Annotated in this window: 10 protein-coding genes; 7 read left to right on the top strand and 3 right to left on the bottom strand. The window is 68.4% G+C overall.

The features are described from left to right. Positions 1-125: 125 nt before the first annotated feature. Entirely contained in the window at positions 126-1,544 is a 1,419-nt protein-coding gene (locus ILT43_RS16205; protein ID WP_204200027.1) for a hypothetical protein, read from the top strand. On the opposite strand, the gene ILT43_RS16200 is transcribed toward ILT43_RS16205, so the two are convergent. Beyond that, a complete protein-coding gene (locus tag ILT43_RS16200) occupies positions 1,520-3,595 on the bottom strand; it encodes an alpha-glucuronidase family glycosyl hydrolase (protein WP_204200026.1) in 2,076 nt (691 codons plus the stop codon). The two genes, ILT43_RS16205 and ILT43_RS16200, sit on opposite strands and share 25 nt — an antisense overlap. Positions 3,596-3,714: 119 nt before the next feature. Between ILT43_RS16200 and ILT43_RS16195 the strand changes: the two genes are divergently transcribed. From ILT43_RS16195 to ILT43_RS16175, 5 genes are all read left to right on the top strand, one after another. Next, entirely contained in the window at positions 3,715-6,108 is a 2,394-nt protein-coding gene (locus ILT43_RS16195; RefSeq protein WP_204200025.1) for a glycoside hydrolase family 3 N-terminal domain-containing protein, read from the top strand. A gap of 133 nt (positions 6,109-6,241) precedes the next feature. After that, positions 6,242-7,654 carry a glucuronate isomerase gene (gene uxaC, locus ILT43_RS16190; protein ID WP_204200024.1) on the top strand — a complete coding sequence of 471 codons (1,413 nt, stop codon included), beginning with the start codon at positions 6,242-6,244 and terminating at the stop codon, positions 7,652-7,654. Next, positions 7,651-9,078 (top strand): mannitol dehydrogenase family protein, encoded by a 1,428-nt coding sequence (locus ILT43_RS16185; RefSeq protein ID WP_425530309.1) that lies wholly within the window; start codon positions 7,651-7,653, stop codon positions 9,076-9,078. Before uxaC ends, ILT43_RS16185 begins: the two co-directional genes overlap by 4 nt. Continuing rightward, positions 9,075-10,700 (top strand): GH35 family beta-galactosidase, encoded by a 1,626-nt coding sequence (locus tag ILT43_RS16180; RefSeq protein WP_204200022.1) that lies wholly within the window; start codon positions 9,075-9,077, stop codon positions 10,698-10,700. The genes ILT43_RS16185 and ILT43_RS16180 overlap by 4 nt, the downstream gene beginning before the upstream one ends. Before the next feature lie 341 nt (positions 10,701-11,041). Beyond that, positions 11,042-12,838: an IlvD/Edd family dehydratase gene (locus ILT43_RS16175; RefSeq protein WP_204200021.1), complete on the top strand. Its 1,797-nt coding sequence runs from the start codon at positions 11,042-11,044 to the stop codon at positions 12,836-12,838. Between the two features lie 50 nt (positions 12,839-12,888). Here the strand turns inward: ILT43_RS16175 and ILT43_RS16170 are convergent, their stop codons facing one another. Further along, a complete protein-coding gene (locus ILT43_RS16170; RefSeq protein ID WP_204200020.1) occupies positions 12,889-13,302 on the bottom strand; it encodes a hypothetical protein in 414 nt (137 codons plus the stop codon). A 69-nt stretch (positions 13,303-13,371) separates the two neighbouring features. On the opposite strand from ILT43_RS16170, the gene ILT43_RS16165 reads away from it, so the two are divergent. Beyond that, a complete protein-coding gene (locus ILT43_RS16165; RefSeq protein ID WP_204200019.1) occupies positions 13,372-14,421 on the top strand; it encodes an oxidoreductase in 1,050 nt (349 codons plus the stop codon). A gap of 142 nt (positions 14,422-14,563) precedes the next feature. Here the strand turns inward: ILT43_RS16165 and ILT43_RS16160 are convergent, their stop codons facing one another. Beyond that, positions 14,564-17,905, bottom strand: a complete 3,342-nt coding sequence (locus ILT43_RS16160; RefSeq protein WP_204200018.1) for a polysaccharide deacetylase family protein — start codon at positions 17,903-17,905, stop codon at positions 14,564-14,566. Positions 17,906-17,912 lie beyond the last annotated feature (7 nt).

Raw genomic sequence — 17,912 nt, 5'->3', positions numbered from 1 at the left:
GAACATGGCGACGATCGTTTCGGGGGTTCCGCCGCGATCGGGGATGGCGGCCGACGGGTTTCAGGACATGCTGCCGGTCGGTGCCGTCGTGCTGTCCGGCCGCCGGCTAGTCGCCGGGTCGTAAGATGAAGACGATCCGCATCCTGCTGTTCGCGCTCGTCTGGCTGTCGTGCGCGTGGTTCGGGTCGTGGGAGTTCAATCCGAACAACTCGACGCGATTGTTTGCGGCGATCAGCATGGTCGAGGACGGCGATGCGACGATCGACGAGTTCCGCGACCTGACGATCGACAAGGCGATCTTCGGCCCGCACGCCTATCTGGACAAGGCGCCGGGCATGACGCTGATGGCGGTGCCGGCGGTCGCGCTGGCCGATGCGGTGACGGGTGAGCGGGCGAGCTCGTTCGTGATGGCGCTGGGCGATCCGTCGCTGGCGCGCTTCCTGCGGTTGAGGCTGCGACTGGCGACGGCGATCGGGCCGGCGGTGCTGACGGCGATCGCGGCGGTGCTGCTGTTCGACATGGCGGCGTCGACCGCCGGTTCGGGAGCAGGCGTGGGGGCGGGGCTGTTCGCGGCGCTCGCCTATGCACTGGGGACGCCGATCTGGGGATGGTCGACGACGATCTTCGGCCATGCCGCGGTGGCCGCGCTGTACGTCATTGCGGTCTGGTGCTTCTGGCGTGCGAGCCTGACGCAAGGACGCTGGCCGGCGCTGATCGGTGGCGCGGCGCTCGGCTGGGCGGTGGTGGTCGAATATCAGGCGGTGCTGGCGGGAAGTGCCATTGCGATCTGGGCGGTGTGGCGGGTGTGGCCATCGCCGCGGCGCTGGCTGCTGCTGGGACTCGCGGCGGCGGGGGGTGTCGTCGCGCTGTTGCCGTTGCCGCTCTACAACCTGTTCGCGTTCGGGACGGTGTTCAAGGTCGGTTATTCCGGCGTGGTCGGTTTCGAGGGGATGCAGCAGGGGCTGTTCGGACTGACATGGCCGCGACCGATCCTCCTTTGGGAGATCCTGTTCGGGGAGCGGCGCGGGCTGTTCTGGGTCGCGCCGGTGTTGCTGATCGCGCCGCTGGGGCTGGCGACGATGGCGGACGAGCGGCGGACGCGCGACGTGGCGGCGATGGTGGCGGCGGTGATCCTGATCGTGCTGATGGTCAACGCCGCCTATGTCTATTGGGATGGCGGCAATTCCACTGGACCGCGGCATGCGATGCCTGCGGTGGGGTTGCTCGCGCTGTGTCTCGCGCCGTGGTGGGCGGGGTTGAAGCCGGCCGGGCGCTGGGCGGCGGGCGCTGTGCTGGGGGTGTCGATCGGGCTGAACCTCTGCGTCGCCTCGGCCGAAATCGCCGCGCCGCCCGAATTCCGCTTCCCGATCTGGAGCGCGGTGATCGATTACCGCTTCCTGCGCGGCGACCTTCGGACATGGCCGAGCGAGTGGTTCGGCTGGTCGACCTGGGGCGGGCTGTACCTGTACGGCACCGTCGCGGTGCCGTTGCTGGCGGTGCTGATACTCCGCGCCCGCCGCTATTGCGGGTTGCCGGGCGCGTAGGGGAAGCTCAGGGCCTTGTACCAGTTCAGGTCGTGCGGCGGCGGCGCGACACCCGCGGGCAGGGGCAGGCCGTTGACCGACATCCAATAGGCGAGGCTGGCGTCGCGCCACCACTGCGCCTCGCGCTGCTGCACCGCCAGGAAGCTGGCGGTTTTCTGCCAGCGTTCGGCGTCGACGACCGGCTTCACCGTGTCCCAGCGCGTCCGCATCCCGACGACATAGGCGACACCGGCATCGTAATGCCCGACGAGGTCCGCCCAGAGCGTACGCCCGGACGGCATCCGCCGGTCCCATGCGACGTGGTGGAACCAGAGCAATTCCCCCGGCGGCGTGGTGGCGGGATCGGCGAACTTCGCGGCGACCGGCGGGGCATATTGCGCGACGGCGTTGCTGCCGGATTTCGTGCGGTCGAACCCGATGCCGCGTTTGTCGGCCTTGTGGTAATAGACCGGGTTCCATTCGGGGCGCTTCAGGTCGGACACCCACGGCCCCGGCCCGTAATGGTGGCCCGTCGCCATGACATGCGCGAGTCCGAGCGCGCCGGTGTAATCGACCACCGCTTCGCGCGATCCCATCATCATCGCCACGGCGGGCGCGACCGCGGCGGGTGCGAAGGTCTGCGCCGCCCATTCGCGGGCCACGGTTTCCGCAGAGAGCGACGGGTCCCAGGCCATGCGGCCGAACGCGTACCAGTTCGCCTGATTGAAGGTTGAGCCGGTCCAGTCGCGATCGTCGCCGATATTGGCGACTCCGGCGATGCCGGTGAGCGTATGTCCCTCCAGCGAGCCGTCCACGACCTTCGCCACGGTCGATCCCGCGCCCTTCGCGAAGGTGTCGCTCGCCAGCGTTTCGGCGAAGAGCGGGCCGAGATAGGCGAGGTGAGTGGCGAACCCCAGATATTCCTTGGTGATCTGGAATTCCATCATCAGCGGCGTCTTCGGCATCGCGCCGAACAGCGGATGAAAGGGCTCGCGCGGCTGGAAGTCGATCGCGCCGTTCTTCACCTGCACGATGACGTTCTTCGCGAAACGGCCGTCGAGCGGCTTGAACTCGGTATAGGCCTGTTTCGCGCGATCGTCGGGATCGGTGTCCGCATACACGAAGGCGCGCCACATCACGATGCCGTCATGCGGCGCGACGGCGGCGGCGAGCATGTTCGCGCCGTCGGCATGGGTGCGGTGATAGTCGCGCGGGCCGGGCTGCCCCTCGCTGTTCGCCTTGACGAGAAAGCCGCCGAAATCCGGGATCGCGCGGTAGATCTCGTCGGCCTTGGCCCGCCACCACGCCGCGACCTGCGGGTCGAGCGGATCGGCGGTCTTCAGCCCGCCGAGTTCGATCGGCGCGGAGAAGCGCGCCGAGAGGTAGACGCGGATGCCGTAGGGGCGGAAGATGTCGGCCAGAGCCGCCGCCTTGGCGATGTAGCGCGGTGAAAGGCTTTCGGCCTTGGCGTTGACGTTGTTGAGGACAGTGCCGTTGATCCCGAGCGACGCGTTGGCGCGCGCATAGTCGACGTAGCGCGGGTCCTTATAGTCGGGGAGCGTCCACCAGTCCCACAGCGAGCGGCCGGCATAACCGCGCTCCACCACGCCATCGAGATTGTCCCAGTGATTGAGGACGCGCAGCTTCACGCGGGGGGCGGAGGTGAGGTCGCCGGCGGCGCCGGTCGCGCGCTGGCGGATCAGCGCGAACGCGCCGTAGAGTACGCCGCGATCGGTGTTGCCGGTGACGAGGGTGACCGGGCGACCGTTCAGCCGGACGGCGCGAATGAGATAGCCTTCGTCTCCCAGCGTCGCGGTCGGCAGCTTCAGGTCGGCGACCTCTGCCGTCCTGGCCAGCACGATCGCACCGGCCTGGGCGGGAAGCGCACGGCGAACCTCCGCAGCGGCGACGCGCAGCATGGGGGTGTCGCCGCGTACCGAGACGCTGTCCGGCGCGATCGTCGTCGCAGGATATCGCATCCACAGGTCGTAACCGTCTTCGGCCAGTGCGGGCGCGGCACCCGCCGACAACAACCCGGCGATCAGCACGATGCGTGCGAAAAGCGTCATCATCCTCGTCCCATTGCGCGGGCGGTGCCGTTGACAGCGCCGCCTCCCGTCGTTCATGGTAACGCTATCACAGTGATGGCATCGCAAGCAATGCCGCGTCTGCATCCGGGAGAGAGCCTGACATGACCCCCGCCGCCACGACCCTTGCCCGCCGTGACCTGCTGCGCTGGAGCGCGGGCGTTTCGCTGGCCAGCCTGATGCCCGCCGCCGTACGTGCTGCCGTGGCCGACCGTCCGTTGTACCGTGACGCACGCGCGCCCGTCGACCTGCGCGTCCGCGACCTGATCGGGCGGATGACGCTGGACGAGAAGGTCGCGCAGCTGATTACGCTGTCGACCAGCAAACGCGACGTGATGAACGCCGACCGCGCCTTCGATCCGGTGATGGCGAGCACGGCATATCCGCACGGCATCGGCCAGATCGCCCGGCCATCCGATCGCGGCGGTGCGGCGACGGCGAACAACACGGGCGCCGATGTTACCGGTCGCTGGCGGAAGCCGGCGGATACGATAGGCTTCGTCAATGCCGGGCAAGCCTGGGCACGGACGACGCGGCTGGGCATCCCGATCCTGTACCACGAGGAGTCGCTGCACGGGTACATGGCGCCGGAGGCGACCAGCTTTCCGCAGGCGATCGCGCTGGCAGGCAGCTTCGACCGCGACCTGATGACGCGCGTGCAGGCGGTGATCGGGCGCGAAGTGCGCGCGCACGGCACCGTGCTGGCGCTGTCGCCCGTCGTCGACATCGCGCGCGACCCGCGCTGGGGCCGGATCGAGGAGACGTTCGGCGAGGACCCGTATCTATGCGGCGAGATGGGTGTGGCCGCCGTCCTCGGCCTCCAGGGCCCGGGCAAGACGCTGGCGCGGCACAAGGTCTTTGCGACGTTGAAGCACATGACCGGGCACGGCCAGCCGCTGGCCGGCAACAATGTCGCGCCGGCGCCGCTGGGCGAGCGGGAGTTGCGCGAGAGCTTCTTCCCGCCGTTCCGCGCGGTGGTGGAGCGGACCGGCATCGGCGCGGTGATGCCGTCCTATAACGAGATCGACGGCGTACCGAGTCACGCCAATCACTGGCTGCTGGGCACGGTGTTGCGCGGCGAATGGGGTTTCGACGGGGCGGTGGTCAGCGACTATGCCGCGATCCAGGAATTGGCGAGCTTCCACCGCATCGCCCCCGGCTTGCCGGGGGCGGCGGCGCTGGCGCTGAAGGCCGGCGTGGACAGCGACCTGCCGGACGGGGTCGCGTATCGCACGCTCGCCGATCAGGTGCGCAGCGGCGCGGTGTCGGTGGGGGGGGTGGATGCGGCGTGCAGGCGGATGCTGGCCATGAAGTTCCGCGCGGGGCTGTTCGAGGCGGAGCCGGTGAATGCACGCGCGGCGGCGGCGCTGACCGCGAATGCGGAGGCACGCGCGCTGGCGCTGGAGGCGGCGCGGCGGTCGATCGCGCTGCTGGTCAACGACGGCGTGCTGCCGCTGACGGCGGGCGCGCACAAACGGGTGGCGGTGATCGGGCCGAACGCGGCGGTGACGCGGCTGGGCGGCTATTCCTCGATCCCGCGCACCGAGGTGTCGCTGCTGGACGGCGTGCGGGCGCGCCTGAAGGGGAAGGCGGAGGTCGTGCATGCGCAGGGCGTGTTCATCACGCAGAGCGAGGATCGGTCCGCGAACGAGGTGCTGCTCGCCGACCCCGCAAAGAACCGCGCGCTGATCGCGGAGGCAGTCGAGGTCGCGAAGACCGCCGACGTGATCCTGCTGGCCATCGGTGACACCGAACAGACCAGCCGCGAAGGCTATGCGAAGAACCATCTCGGCGACCGTACCGGGCTGGACCTGCTCGGCGAGCAGAATGCGCTGTTCGAGGCGATGAAGGCGACCGGCAAGCCCGTGGTGGTGGTGGCGATCAATGGCCGGCCGCCGTCATGGCCGACCGCCGTCGCGGGGGCGAACGCGCTGCTGGAATGTTGGTATGTCGGGCAGGAGGGCGGCACCGCGATCGCGGAGGCGCTGTTCGGCGATTTCAATCCGGGCGCGAAGCTGCCCGTCACCGTCGTGCGCGATGTCGGGCAGGTGCCGTTCTATTACAATCACAAGCCGTCGGCGCGGCGCGGATATCTGTTCGATGACGACAAGCTGCTGTTCCCGTTCGGTTTCGGGCTGAGCTACACGCGGTTCGAGGTGGGCGCGCCGCGGCTGTCCGTGCCAAGGATCGGTAGCGGCGGCAGCGTCACCGTCGAGGTCGACGTGGCGAATGTCGGTGAGCGAACTGGCGACGAGGTCGTGCAGGTCTATGTCCGCGACCAGGTGTCGTCGGTGGCGCGACCGGTCAAGGAGCTGAAGGGCTTCGAGCGGGTGACGCTGACCTCCGGCGAGCGCCGGACGCTGCGCTTCGTATTGGGTCCGGAGGCGTTCCGGATGTGGGACATGGACATGCGCGAGGTGGTGGAGCCCGGTCTGTTCGACATCATGGCCGGTCCGAACAGCCGCGACCTGAAGACCGCGACGCTCGAGATCGCCTGAGCGGCCACATATATGGCGTGAGATTGGTAAGCCGTTGTCAGGAATGCTGTCTGTCGATGTGGTCTGGCCATTTCCAAGGAACTGCTGATAGTGTGTGGCCGACGCTCCATGATGGGGCCGTGAGGATCATGGCATGACCCGCCCGCTCGTTCTGCATCCCGACCGCCTGTTCCCCGCCGACCCGGGTATGCGTGCGATCGCCCGGTCGCTGTACGCCCGGATCAAGGATCTGCCGATCGTCAGTCCGCACGGTCACACCGATCCGGCATGGTTCGCGCGAAACGAGCCGTTCAGCGATCCGGCCAATCTGCTGATCGTGCCCGACCATTATGCATTTCGCATGCTGATGAGCCAGGGCGTTCCGCTGGCAGCGCTCGGGGTTCCCAGCGTCGACGGCAGTCCCGTCGAAACCGATCCGCGCGCGATCTGGCGGGTGTTCGCGGACCACTACCACCTGTTCCGGGGTACGCCGTCGCGACTGTGGCTCGACTGGGTCTTTGCGGAGGCCTTCGGGATCGACGAACAACTGGAGCCGTCCACGGCCGACCATTATTACGACACGATCGACACGGCGCTGAAGACCGACGCGTTCCGCCCGCGTGCGCTATACGAACGGTTCGGCATCGAAGTGATCGCCACGACCGAAAGCCCGCTCGATCCGCTGGAGCATCACGCCGCCATCCGGGCGAGCGGCTGGCACGGGCGGGTCGTCACGGCCTATCGCCCCGACCCGGTCGTCGATCCGGACACGCCGGGTTTCGCGGACAACGTCCGCCGCTTCGGCGAAACGGCGGGTGTCGCGGTGGCGGATTATGCCGGTTATCTTGCCGCGCACCGCTTTCACCGGGCACGGTTCCGCGAGGCGGGAGCGACATCGACCGATCACGGTCATCCGTCCGCCGCGACGGCGGACCTGCCGCCGGACGAGGCGGCGTCGCTGTACCTGCGTGTCCTTGCCGACCCGACGCCGGCGGAGGCGGAACTGTTCCGTGCGCAGATGCTGACGGAAATGGCCGGGATGTCGGTCGAGGACGGGATGGTGATGCAGCTCCACCCTGCCGTGTTCCGCAGTCACAACAAGGATGTCTTCGCCCGTTTCGGGCGCGACAAGGGCGGTGACATCCCGCTGCCGGGGGAGTTCGTTCGCAGTTTGAAACCGCTGCTCGACCGGTTCGGCAACGATCCGCGGCTGACGCTGATCCTGTTCACCCTCGACGAGGATACGTACAGCCGCGAACTCGCACCGCTGGCGGGGCACTATCCGGCGTTGAAGCTCGGGCCGCCGTGGTGGTTCCACGACTCGCCGGAAGGGATGCGCCGGTTCCGCGAGCGGGCGACGGAAACCGCCGGCTTCTACAACACGGTCGGGTTCAACGACGATACGCGTGCATTCCTGTCGATCCCGGCCCGCCACGACGTCGCGCGCCGGATCGATTGCGCGTGGCTGGCGCAACTCGTCGCGGATCATCGGCTCGACGAGGACGAGGCGCACGAACTGGCGCACGCGTTGACGTATGATCTGGTGAAGGCGGCCTACAAGCTGTGAGGTTGTCCACATCCGTCCTGCCGGACAGCGCCGCCGTACCGACCTACGACCGGTCGCAGGTCCGGCGCGGCGTCGTGCATCTGGGCATCGGCGCGTTTCACCGCGCGCATCAGGCGACGATCTTCGAGGCGGCACTGGCGGCGGGCGATCTGCGATGGGGCGTCGTCGGCGTCTCCCTGCGGTCCCCGGCGGTGCGCGACCAGATGCGGGCGCAGGACGGGCTGTACACGGTGGTGGTGCGAGACGACGACGCAGCGCAAGTGCAGGTGATCGGCGCGGTGCTGGACGTGCTGGTCGCACCCGAGGACCCCAAAGCGGTCGTGGCAGCCATCGGCGCACCGGACACGCACCTCGTGACGCTGACGGTGACGGAGAAGGGTTACAAGCTGGATCGCGCCAGCGGGTCGCTCGACCGGACCGACGCGGACGTGGCCCGCGATCTGGCCTCGCTCGACGCGCCGCGCACGGTGCCGGGGCTGATCGCGGCCGGGCTCGCCGTGCGGCGGGCGGCGGGGATCGCGGCGATCACGGTCCTGTCGTGCGACAATCTTCCGCACAACGGGGCATTGCTGAGGGCGGGTGTGCTGGAGATCGCGTGCGCGCACGATCCGGCGCTGGCGGACTGGATTGCGACAAACGTGGCGTTTCCGGCGACGATGGTCGACCGGATCGTCCCGGCGACGACCGACGACGATATCATAAAGCTGACGGAGCGCATCGGCGTCGAGGATCGCGCGATGGTGAAGACCGAGCCGTTCCTGCAATGGGTCGTCGAGGACCGGTTTTCCGGACCGCGACCTGACTTGGCTCGGTTCGGCGTGCAACTGACAGACGCGGTGGGGCCGTGGGAGGACGCAAAGCTGCGGCTGCTCAACGGTGCCCATTCGGGCATCGCCTATCTCGGCGGGCTGACAGGCGATGATTTCGTGCACGAATTCGTCGCACGGCCAGAGGGGCGGGCGTTCGTCGATGCGTTGTGGAATGAATCAGCCGCTACGCTGACTCCGCCGGCGGGGCTGGACGTGGCGTCCTATCGCGAACAGTTGATGGCGCGCTTCGCCAATCCGTCGCTCCAGCATCGCACCCGCCAGATCGCGGCGGACGGGTCGCAGAAGCTGCCGCAGCGGCTGATCGCGCCGATCCGCGAGCGACGTGCGCGGGGCTTGCCGGTGGATGCGCTCGCTCTCGCGGTGGCGGCATGGATGCGGTGGCAGGCGGGCACGACCGATGCCGGCGACCGGTTCGTCGTCGACGATCCCATCGCCGATCGACTGGCATCGGCGCGAGGAGTGGACGCCTTGCTGGCCGCGATCGGTGCCGACGATATCGACGCCACGGCGCGCGGAGCGATCGCGGCGCATCTCCACCTCCTTCAGACCAGCGGCGCCCGGGCCGCGGTCGCCAGCCTGGGAACTCAACGATGATCCGCCGCGCCCTGCTTCTGGCTACCCTGATTTCCGCGCCGGCGCTCGCCGACCCGCCCTCGCTGCGCAAGCAGGGAACGGCGACCCAGCTGATCGTCAACGGCCAGCCCATGCTCGTCATCGGTGGCGAACTGAGCAATTCCGCCGCGTCGAGTGCGACTTACATGGCTCCGCACTGGGCGAAGCTGAAGGCGATGCATCTCAATACCGTGCTGGCGCCGGTGTCGTGGGAACTGATCGAGCCGGTCGACGGCCGCTACGACTGGTCGTCGGTCGATGCGATGCTGAAGGCGGCGCGGGCCAACGACCTGAAGATCGTCGTGCTGTGGTTCGGGGCGTGGAAGAATTCGATGTCCACCTATGTCCCGGCGTGGGTGAAGCGCGATCAGACCCGGTTTCCGCGAGCGGGTTTGCCGAACGGGCAGGGCGTGGAGATCCTCTCGACCTTCGGCGCCGAGACGCTGGCGGCGGACCAGAAGGCGTTCGCGGCGCTGATGGCGCATCTGAAGACCGTGGACGACCGCGACAACACCGTGGTCATGACCCAGGTGGAGAACGAGATCGGCATGCTGCCGGTCGCACGCGATTACAGCCCGGTCGCCAATGCCGCCTTCGCACAGCCGGTGCCGCGCGAGCTGGTCGATTATCTGGTCGCCCACAAGGATGGGCTGGTGCCCGAAATGCGGGCGATGTGGCTGGATCGCGGGGCGAAGACGGCGGGAAGCTGGACCGAACTGTTCGGCGAGGGCGATGCCGGGGCGGAGGTGTTCGCGGCGTGGCACTATGCGCGGTTCGCCGATGCCCTGACGCGGGCGGGCAAGGCGGCGTACCCGATGCCGATGTACGTCAACGTGGCGCTCAACCGCCCGGGCCGTGCGCCCGGCGAGTATCCGGCGGGGGGGCCGTTGCCGCATCTGATCGACGTGTGGAAAGCGGGCGCGCCAAGCATCGACCTGATCGCCCCGGACATCTATTTCCCGAACTTCGTCGACATCGTCAATCGGTACACTCGGCGCGACAATCCGCTGTTCGTGCCCGAAGCCAACAATGCCGATCACCCGACCGTCGCCGCCAACGCCTTCTATGCCTTCGGGCAACTGGACGCGATCGGCTTCGGGCCGTTCTCGATCGATTCGATCGACGCCGAGCCGGGGAAGCTCAAGGATGCGTACGGCGTGTTGCAGCAGCTTCGTCCGCACATCCTGGCGGCGCAGGGGACGGGCCGGATGGCAGGTTTCAAACCGCGGCAACTGTACGACGACACGATCGTTTATGAGCCGCAGACGCGCGAGATCGGCGGCTATCGCTTCACCATCGCCTTCGCCGACATCCAGCGCCCGGTCACGTCGCCCGACATCGCCACCGCGGGCGGCATGATCATCCAGATCGGGCCGGAAGAGTATCTGATCGCGGGGCAGGGGATCACGGTCACGTTCAAGCCGGTCGGCGACGGCCCGGCCTCCGCCGGTATCGACAGCGCGTACGAGGGGGTGTTCGATGCGGGCGGAGGCTGGGTGCCGGGGCGGCTGCTCAACGGCGATCAGACCCATCAGGGACGCCATATCCGGCTGGGTGCGGGCGACTGGCAGATCCAGCGGGTGAAGCTGTACCGCTACCGCTGACGAGCATGCGCCTTGACGCCTAGCGAGCGGCCCGATAACCCTGCTCGTGATAGCGCTATCAGCGCAACGCGTCCGCCATCGTAGTGGGCGATGAGGGAGGAGGACGTCGTGAATCGCATCGCATGCCGTCCGTCCGTTCGCCTTACCGGTAGTCCCGTTTTCCGACCGACCGGTTCGGGCAGCCAGCGTTTCCCTCTTCGCGAATGGCGTGAGCCGACGGCACCGGTCTTTGTCGATAGCGCATGTTATATTTGCGTCACCGGCCCGCTTGCCCCGTCGCCGCGATTGGCATAATTGTCTGACTATATCTGTGTTCGTATTCTGACCCGGAGCTCGTAACGATGTCCGATACCACCGCCCCGAAGCTCCGCAGCAGCGCGTGGTTCGATAATCCCGCCAACATCGACATGACCGCGCTGTATCTGGAGCGGTATCTGAACTTCGGCCTGTCGCTGGACGAGCTGCGGTCCGGCCGGCCGATCATCGGTATCGCGCAGTCGGGCAGCGACCTGTCGCCGTGCAACCGCCACCATCTGGTGCTGGCGGAGCGCGTGCGTGAAGGCGTGCGCGAGATGGGCGGCATCGTGCTCGAATTTCCGGTTCACCCGATCCAGGAGACGGGCAAGCGCCCGACCGCCGGGCTCGACCGCAATCTGGCCTATCTGGGGCTGGTCGAGGTGCTGTACGGCTATCCGCTCGACGCGGTCGTGCTGACGATCGGTTGCGACAAGACGACGCCGGCGATGCTGATGGCCGCCGCGACGGTGAACATCCCGGCGATCGCGCTGTCGGTGGGGCCGATGCTCAACGGCTGGCACAAGGGCGAGCGCACCGGATCGGGCACGATCGTGTGGAAGGCGCGGCAGATGCTGGCGGCGGGCGAGATCGACGATGCGGAGTTCATCCGCCTCGTCGCGTCGTCGGCACCGTCGACGGGCTATTGCAACACGATGGGCACCGCCACGACGATGAACTCGCTGGCCGAGGCGCTGGGCATGTCGCTGCCCGGTTCGGCGGCGATCCCGGCCCCGTATCGCGACCGTCAGGAGGTGGCGTACCACACCGGCCGCCGCATCGTGGAGATGGTCAACGAGGACCTGAAGCCGTCCGACATCCTGACCAGGGAGGCGTTCCACAACGCGATCCGCGTCAATTCCGCGATCGGCGGATCGACCAACGCGCCGATCCACCTGTGCGCGATCGCGCGCCACATCGGCGTCGACCTGCCGATCACCGACTGGCAGGAGCAGGGGCTGGACGTGCCGTTGCTCGTCAACCTGCAACCGGCGGGCGAGTATCTGGGCGAGGATTACTACCGCGCCGGCGGCGTGCCCGCGGTGGTCAACCAGCTGATGGGTCAGGGTCTGATCCACGAGGGCGCGATGACCGTCAACGGCAAGACGATGGGCGACAACTGCCGCGGCGTCGCGATCGAGGACGAAAAGGTGATCCGCCCGTTCGACCAGCCGCTGAAGGAGGCGGCGGGTTTCGTCGTGCTGTCCGGCAACCTGTTCGACAGCGCGGTGATGAAGACCAGCGTCATCAGCCCGGAATTCCGCGAGCGCTATCTGTCGAAGCCGGGCGATCTCGACGCGTTCGAGGGACCGGTCGTGGTGTTCGACGGACCCGAGGATTACCATCACCGCATCGACGATCCGGCGACGGGCATCACCGCGGAGACGCTGCTCATCATGCGCGGTGCCGGCCCGGTTGGTTATCCCGGTGCGGCGGAGGTCGTGAACATGCGGCCGCCCGCGCACCTGATCATGGACGGCGTCCACGCGCTGCCGTGCATCGGCGACGGTCGCCAGTCGGGGACGTCGGGTTCGCCGTCGATCCTGAACGCCAGCCCGGAAGCGGCGGCGGGCGGAACGCTGGCGCTGCTGCGCACGGGTGACCGGGTGCGGATCGACCTGAAGACGGGCAGCGCCGACGTGCTGCTGTCCGACGCCGAGATCGCCGACCGTCGTGCCGCGCTCGCGGCGGAGGGCGGGTTCAAATATCCCGCTTCGCAGACGCCGTGGCAGGAGATTCAGCGCGCGACGGTGGGCCAGCTGGGCACCGGCGCGATCCTGGAGGGCGCGGAAGCGTATCAGCGGATCGCGCAGACGATGGGGTTGCCGCGGGACAACCACTGAGGGTTTGCGCCACGAGCGGGATGGCCACAGGCCAACCCGCTCGTGCGTGCTCACCCCCGTACCAACAACCGGGCGCTGCCGATCTCCACGACCGGCACTTCCCACGGATGCGCGGCCATGATCCGGGCCAGTGCCGCGTCGACCGCCTCCGCCGGCGCGTCCGCCGCGATATAGGTCGTCAGCACGATGGTCGGTGACAGCGCGACCGCACCGGCGGTGCCGCTGGTCGGGTTCGCGTCTTCGGTCGGGCGGAAGCTCTCCCAGCCCGGCGCGATCTCGACCACGTTCCGGTAGATGCCGAAGTCGCCGAGCGGGCCGTCGTCGCGGAGGATCGCGAGCATCGCGCCGAGGACCGGGTCGGCGTCCATCGCCGCCGCGTCGCCCGCGATGGCCGCAGCGAGCGTCGCTGCCTGCACCGGACAGAAGATGCGGATCGTCGTCACGGTGCGGGAGGCGGTGGTCATCGGCCCATTCCTGTGGAAAGTCGGTGACGATAGCCGCCGTCGCCCGGCGGCACCACCGGGAGAACCTTCATGCCGCACCCCATCCGCGTCGCGCTGATCGGCTATGGCTATGTCGGCAAGACGTTTCATGCGCCGCTGATCCAGGCGACGCCGGGGCTGGAGTTGGTCGCGGTGGCGTCGAGCGATGCGGCGAAGGTGCATGCCGACTGGCCGGACGTCAGGGTGGACGGCGACCCGGTTGCACTGGCGATGAGCGAGAGTGTTGATCTGGTCGTGATCGCGTCGCCCAATGACAGCCATGCGCCGCTGGCGCTGGCCGCGCTGAGGGCAGGGCGGCATGTCGTGGTCGACAAGCCCTTCACGCTGGACCTTACCGAAGCGCGCGCGGTGATCGCGGCGGCGCGCGATGCCGATCGGCTGGTGTCGGTGTATCACAACCGCCGTTGGGACAGCGATTTCCTGACCGTGCGGCAGGCGATCGAGGACGGGCTGGTAGGTGAGGTGGCGCATCTCGAATCGCACATCGACCGGTTCCGCCCGGTCGTCCGCGACCGCTGGCGCGAGCGGGATGGGCCGGGCGGTGGGCTGTGGTACGATCTGGGGCCGCATCTGGCGGATCAGGCGCTGTGCCTGTTCGGTCCGCCGGAGCGGGTGCACGCCAATCTGGGGACGTTGCGCCGCGGCGCGCAGGTCGACGACTGGGCGCATGTCGTGCTCGATTATCCGACGCGGCGCGTGGTGCTGCATGCGGGCATGCTGGTCGCGGGGGGCACGCATCGGTTCGTGGTGCATGGCAGCGGGGGCACACTGGTGAAGCCATCGATCGACCGGCAGGAGGCGCAGCTGATCGAGGGGATGACGCCGGGTGCGCCGGGCTGGGGCGAGGACCCGGACCCGCTGCTGGTCTATGACGGCAGCGGTGGCGCGCCGCGGGTGGTGCCGGCGATCGCAGGCGATCAGCGGCGCTTCTACGCAGGCGTGGTGGCGGCGCTGACGACCGGCGCACCGAACCCCGTGCCGCCGGGCGAGGCGCTGGCGGTGATGGCGGTGGTCGAGGCGGCGGCGGAGGCGGCGCGGACGGGGTGTGCGGTGGTGCCGGACTTCGCGGGGGCGTTTTGACGCGTTTCGGCCTTCACGGTTTGAAGGTTGGCGAGCTACCGGCAATTCACCCGTCATTGCGAGCGTAGCGAAGCAATCCAGGGCCGACCTCCACGCTCTGGATTGCTTCGCTACGCTCGCAATGACGGCGGTTGAAGCGTGACTATGCCGCGGTCACCCGGCCGCTGCGGTCGAGCTTGCCCCAGCCGACGGAGGGGCCGCGCATCGCCTGCACGATGGCCTTGCAGACGACATAATACATGATCTGGCGATAGCCGATGCGTTGCGGGATCAGCAGCCAGAGCAGGCGCCATTTCTCCCGCCGTTCCAGCGCGAAGGCGATGAACGCCGCCAGCAGGTCGATCGCGGTGAAGATCAGCCAATAGGTCAGCATCGTGAACACGTCGGTCTGCGTCTGTGCCCAGCCGTGCGCGGCAACGCGGGTCCAGGTGCCGATGACGCTGAGGATCAGCGCGAGATCGATGATCGGGCTGATCGCGGCCAGCACGACCTGGAACAGGATCGCTTGCGGCAGGCCGACGCGGGCAAGACCTTTCGGGTGGCCTTCACGGATGACCCGCCCGTGTTTCCACAGGCATTGCAGCGTGCCGAACGCCCAGCGGAAGCGCTGTTTGGCAAGGCCGCGAATGTTTTCCGGGGCTTCGGTCCAGGCGACGGCGTACTGGTCGTAATGGACGCGCCAGCCGGCGCGCTGGATGGCGATCGTCAGATCCTGATCCTCCGCCAGCGTATCCGTCGGATAGCCGCCGACCTGACGCAGCGTTGCGACCCGCCATGCGCCGACGGCGCCGGGCACGACGGTCATCGCGTCGAGTCGCGCCAGCGCGCGCCGTTCCAGATTCTGCGCGGTGATATATTCCAGCGCCTGCCAGCGGGTGATGAGGTTGACGCGGTTGCCGACCTTGGCGTTGCCGGCGACCGCACCCAGCTTCGGATCGACGAACCAGCGGGCGAGGCGGGCGATCGTCGTTTCCTCGAACTGGGTATCGGCGTCGAGCGCGATGACGATGTCGCTGGTCACTTCCAGCAACGCGGTGTTGAGCGCGCGCGCCTTGCCGCCGTTCGCCAGCGTCATCAGGCGGACGCGCGGTTCGTCGGCGAACGCCTCGGCGACGACGGCGCTGGTACGGTCGCTGGAGCCGTCGTCGATCACGACGATCTTCACGGCCACGTCGCGGCTGTCGAGCACGCGGCGCACTGCCCGCTCGATCACGCGTTCCTCGTTGAAGGCGGGGATCAGCACGGTGACTTCGGTGGTGGGATCGATCGCCGGGAACACCGTCTGCGCCTCGCGCCGCGCCTGGATCAGGGCGAGCAGGGATAAGGCGAGCGCGCGCAGGATACCAAGCGTGATCGCGACCGCGAACAGCCACTTGATCGCTACCGTCAGCCCGCCGAGCGTCAGGAACAGGCCCAGGTCGGCGCGCGCGGCCCAGCGGTCGCCGGACGAGATCGGCGGGTTGACCATGTCGCGAGGCAGGCCGGCGAGCTCCGACACCGGCACGAACCGGTATCCCTTGGCGCGCAGCCGATCGATCAGCACGGGCAGTGCCGCGACGGTCTGGGCGCGGTCGCCGCCGGCGTCGTGAAGCAGGACGATGTTGCCGCTGCGCTCCGCGTCGCCGGCTTCGACGCCGGCCACGGTGCGATCGACGATCGCCTGCGCGCCGGGACGCATCCAGTCGTCGGGATCGACGTGCAGGCCGACCGACAGGTATCCACGCTGTTGCGCGGCATAGGCGGGGCCGATTTCGTCGGCGGTACTCGGCTCGGCGTCCCCGAAATAGGGCGCGCGGAACAGGCGCAGCGAGCGGCCGGTGAACGCCTGGAACAGCCGCTGCGTCGCGTTCAGTTCCAGCATCGTCGTGTCGTCCGACGTGGTCGCCAGATTGGGGTGGGTGTAGGTGTGGTTCCCGACCTCATGCCCCTCCGCGATCAGCCGCTGGAGCAGGCCGCGCTGCGTCAGTCCATTGTCGCCGATGATGAAGAAGGTGGCGGGGACGTGCTTCGCCTTCAGCACGTCGAGGATCTGCGGCGTCCATTTCGGATCGGGACCGTCGTCGAACGTCAGCGCGACGAGGCCGGGGCGATAGCCGGTCCGCTGCACCGTCCAGGGGGATGGGAGCTGCGAGAACACGACGTCGCTGAGCTCGCCCTTGGCATCGACGGTGACCTTGCGATGGCCGGCGACGGGGGGATCGCCGATGCGCAGGACCTCACCGGTACCCTCGATATCGACATCGGTACCCGCCGGGATTTCGTCGATGACGTTGGCGGGCGGCAGCTTGCGGTGATTGCGGCCGAAGAAGCGCCACAGCGACGGGTCTTCGCTCCCCAGCCGCCACAGCGCCAGCGACTGGATGCCGGCTTTCCGCAGCCAGTCGATCTGGTGATAGGCGGAGGCGGCGTCGGCGAGCCAGACCTCATGCCGCTCGCCATCCTCGTCATAGGCGAAGGCGCTGTTGCCGCTCGCCTTGTCGTAGCGGGGCACGACGTCGGATTCCTTGGCGGCCAGCCACGCCTCGTCGACGGCCAGCGCGTCCGTGCCGCCCTTGTGCCAGTCATAGGCGTAGGATGCGACGGCGACGACGAGGTGGCCGACCGGCACGTCGCGCGCGGCGCGGGCGACGACATTCTCGAACCATTCCTGCGACGCGATCGGGCCGGGGGTGCCGCCGGCATAATGTTCGTCATACGCCATCAGGAACAGCTTGTCGGCCACCTTGGCATAGGCGGCGAGATCCCAGGCGGGATCGGCGGCGGGCACGGCGATCGACACGACCCAGTTGCGCGGGGCGAAGCGGGCACGCGCCTCCGTCAGGAAGCGACGATAATAGGGGTGGACGGTGTCGGGCAGGCTCTCGAAGTCGAAGAACACGCCGTCCGCATGCGTCTGCACCAGCAGCGCCTCGATCCGGTCGAGCGCCGTCTTGCGCGCGGTCGGGTCGCGCATCAGCGCCGCCGCGCCCGCACCGTCCCACTCGCCGTTCAGCGCGTTCTGGACCATCGGCAGCACTTTGGGCCGGCGCGCAGCCCCGGCGATGATCGCGCGTCCGCGGGCGTCGGGGAACAGCGTCACCTGATGCTGCGGGCCGGTGATCGACAGCCAGCCGGGCACGAGCCAGTCGAGTTGGCTGATATTGCGCTGGAGCGAGGCGGCGCTGGCATCGTCCCACGGCGCGTGGAAGGCAACCGCCAGCGGCGGGCTGACGGCTGGACCGGTGCGGAACAGGCGCTTGCCGGCATGAACGGTGTGACGCAGCGTCTGGCGACCCTGCGCGACCAGCCGCTCCGCCCCGGTGGGTTTGCGCAACTGCGCGCGCTCCGCGTGGAACGGCAGCGCGGATTGCGGCACCACGTCGAGCACGGTCGCGGCGAATGCCGCCACCGCCAGCACGAGCAGCAGCGCGAACGCCACCGCCGCCACCAGAAAGCGGCGCCGTCGCCGTCCCGTGGCATCGTAGAAGACCGGGTTTTCCGACATGTTCGCT

It is taken from the genome of Sphingomonas longa, from assembly GCF_016892685.1.
GTDB lineage: Bacteria > Pseudomonadota > Alphaproteobacteria > Sphingomonadales > Sphingomonadaceae > Sphingomonas > Sphingomonas longa.
This window is presented reverse-complemented; position numbering and strand designations above follow the sequence as displayed.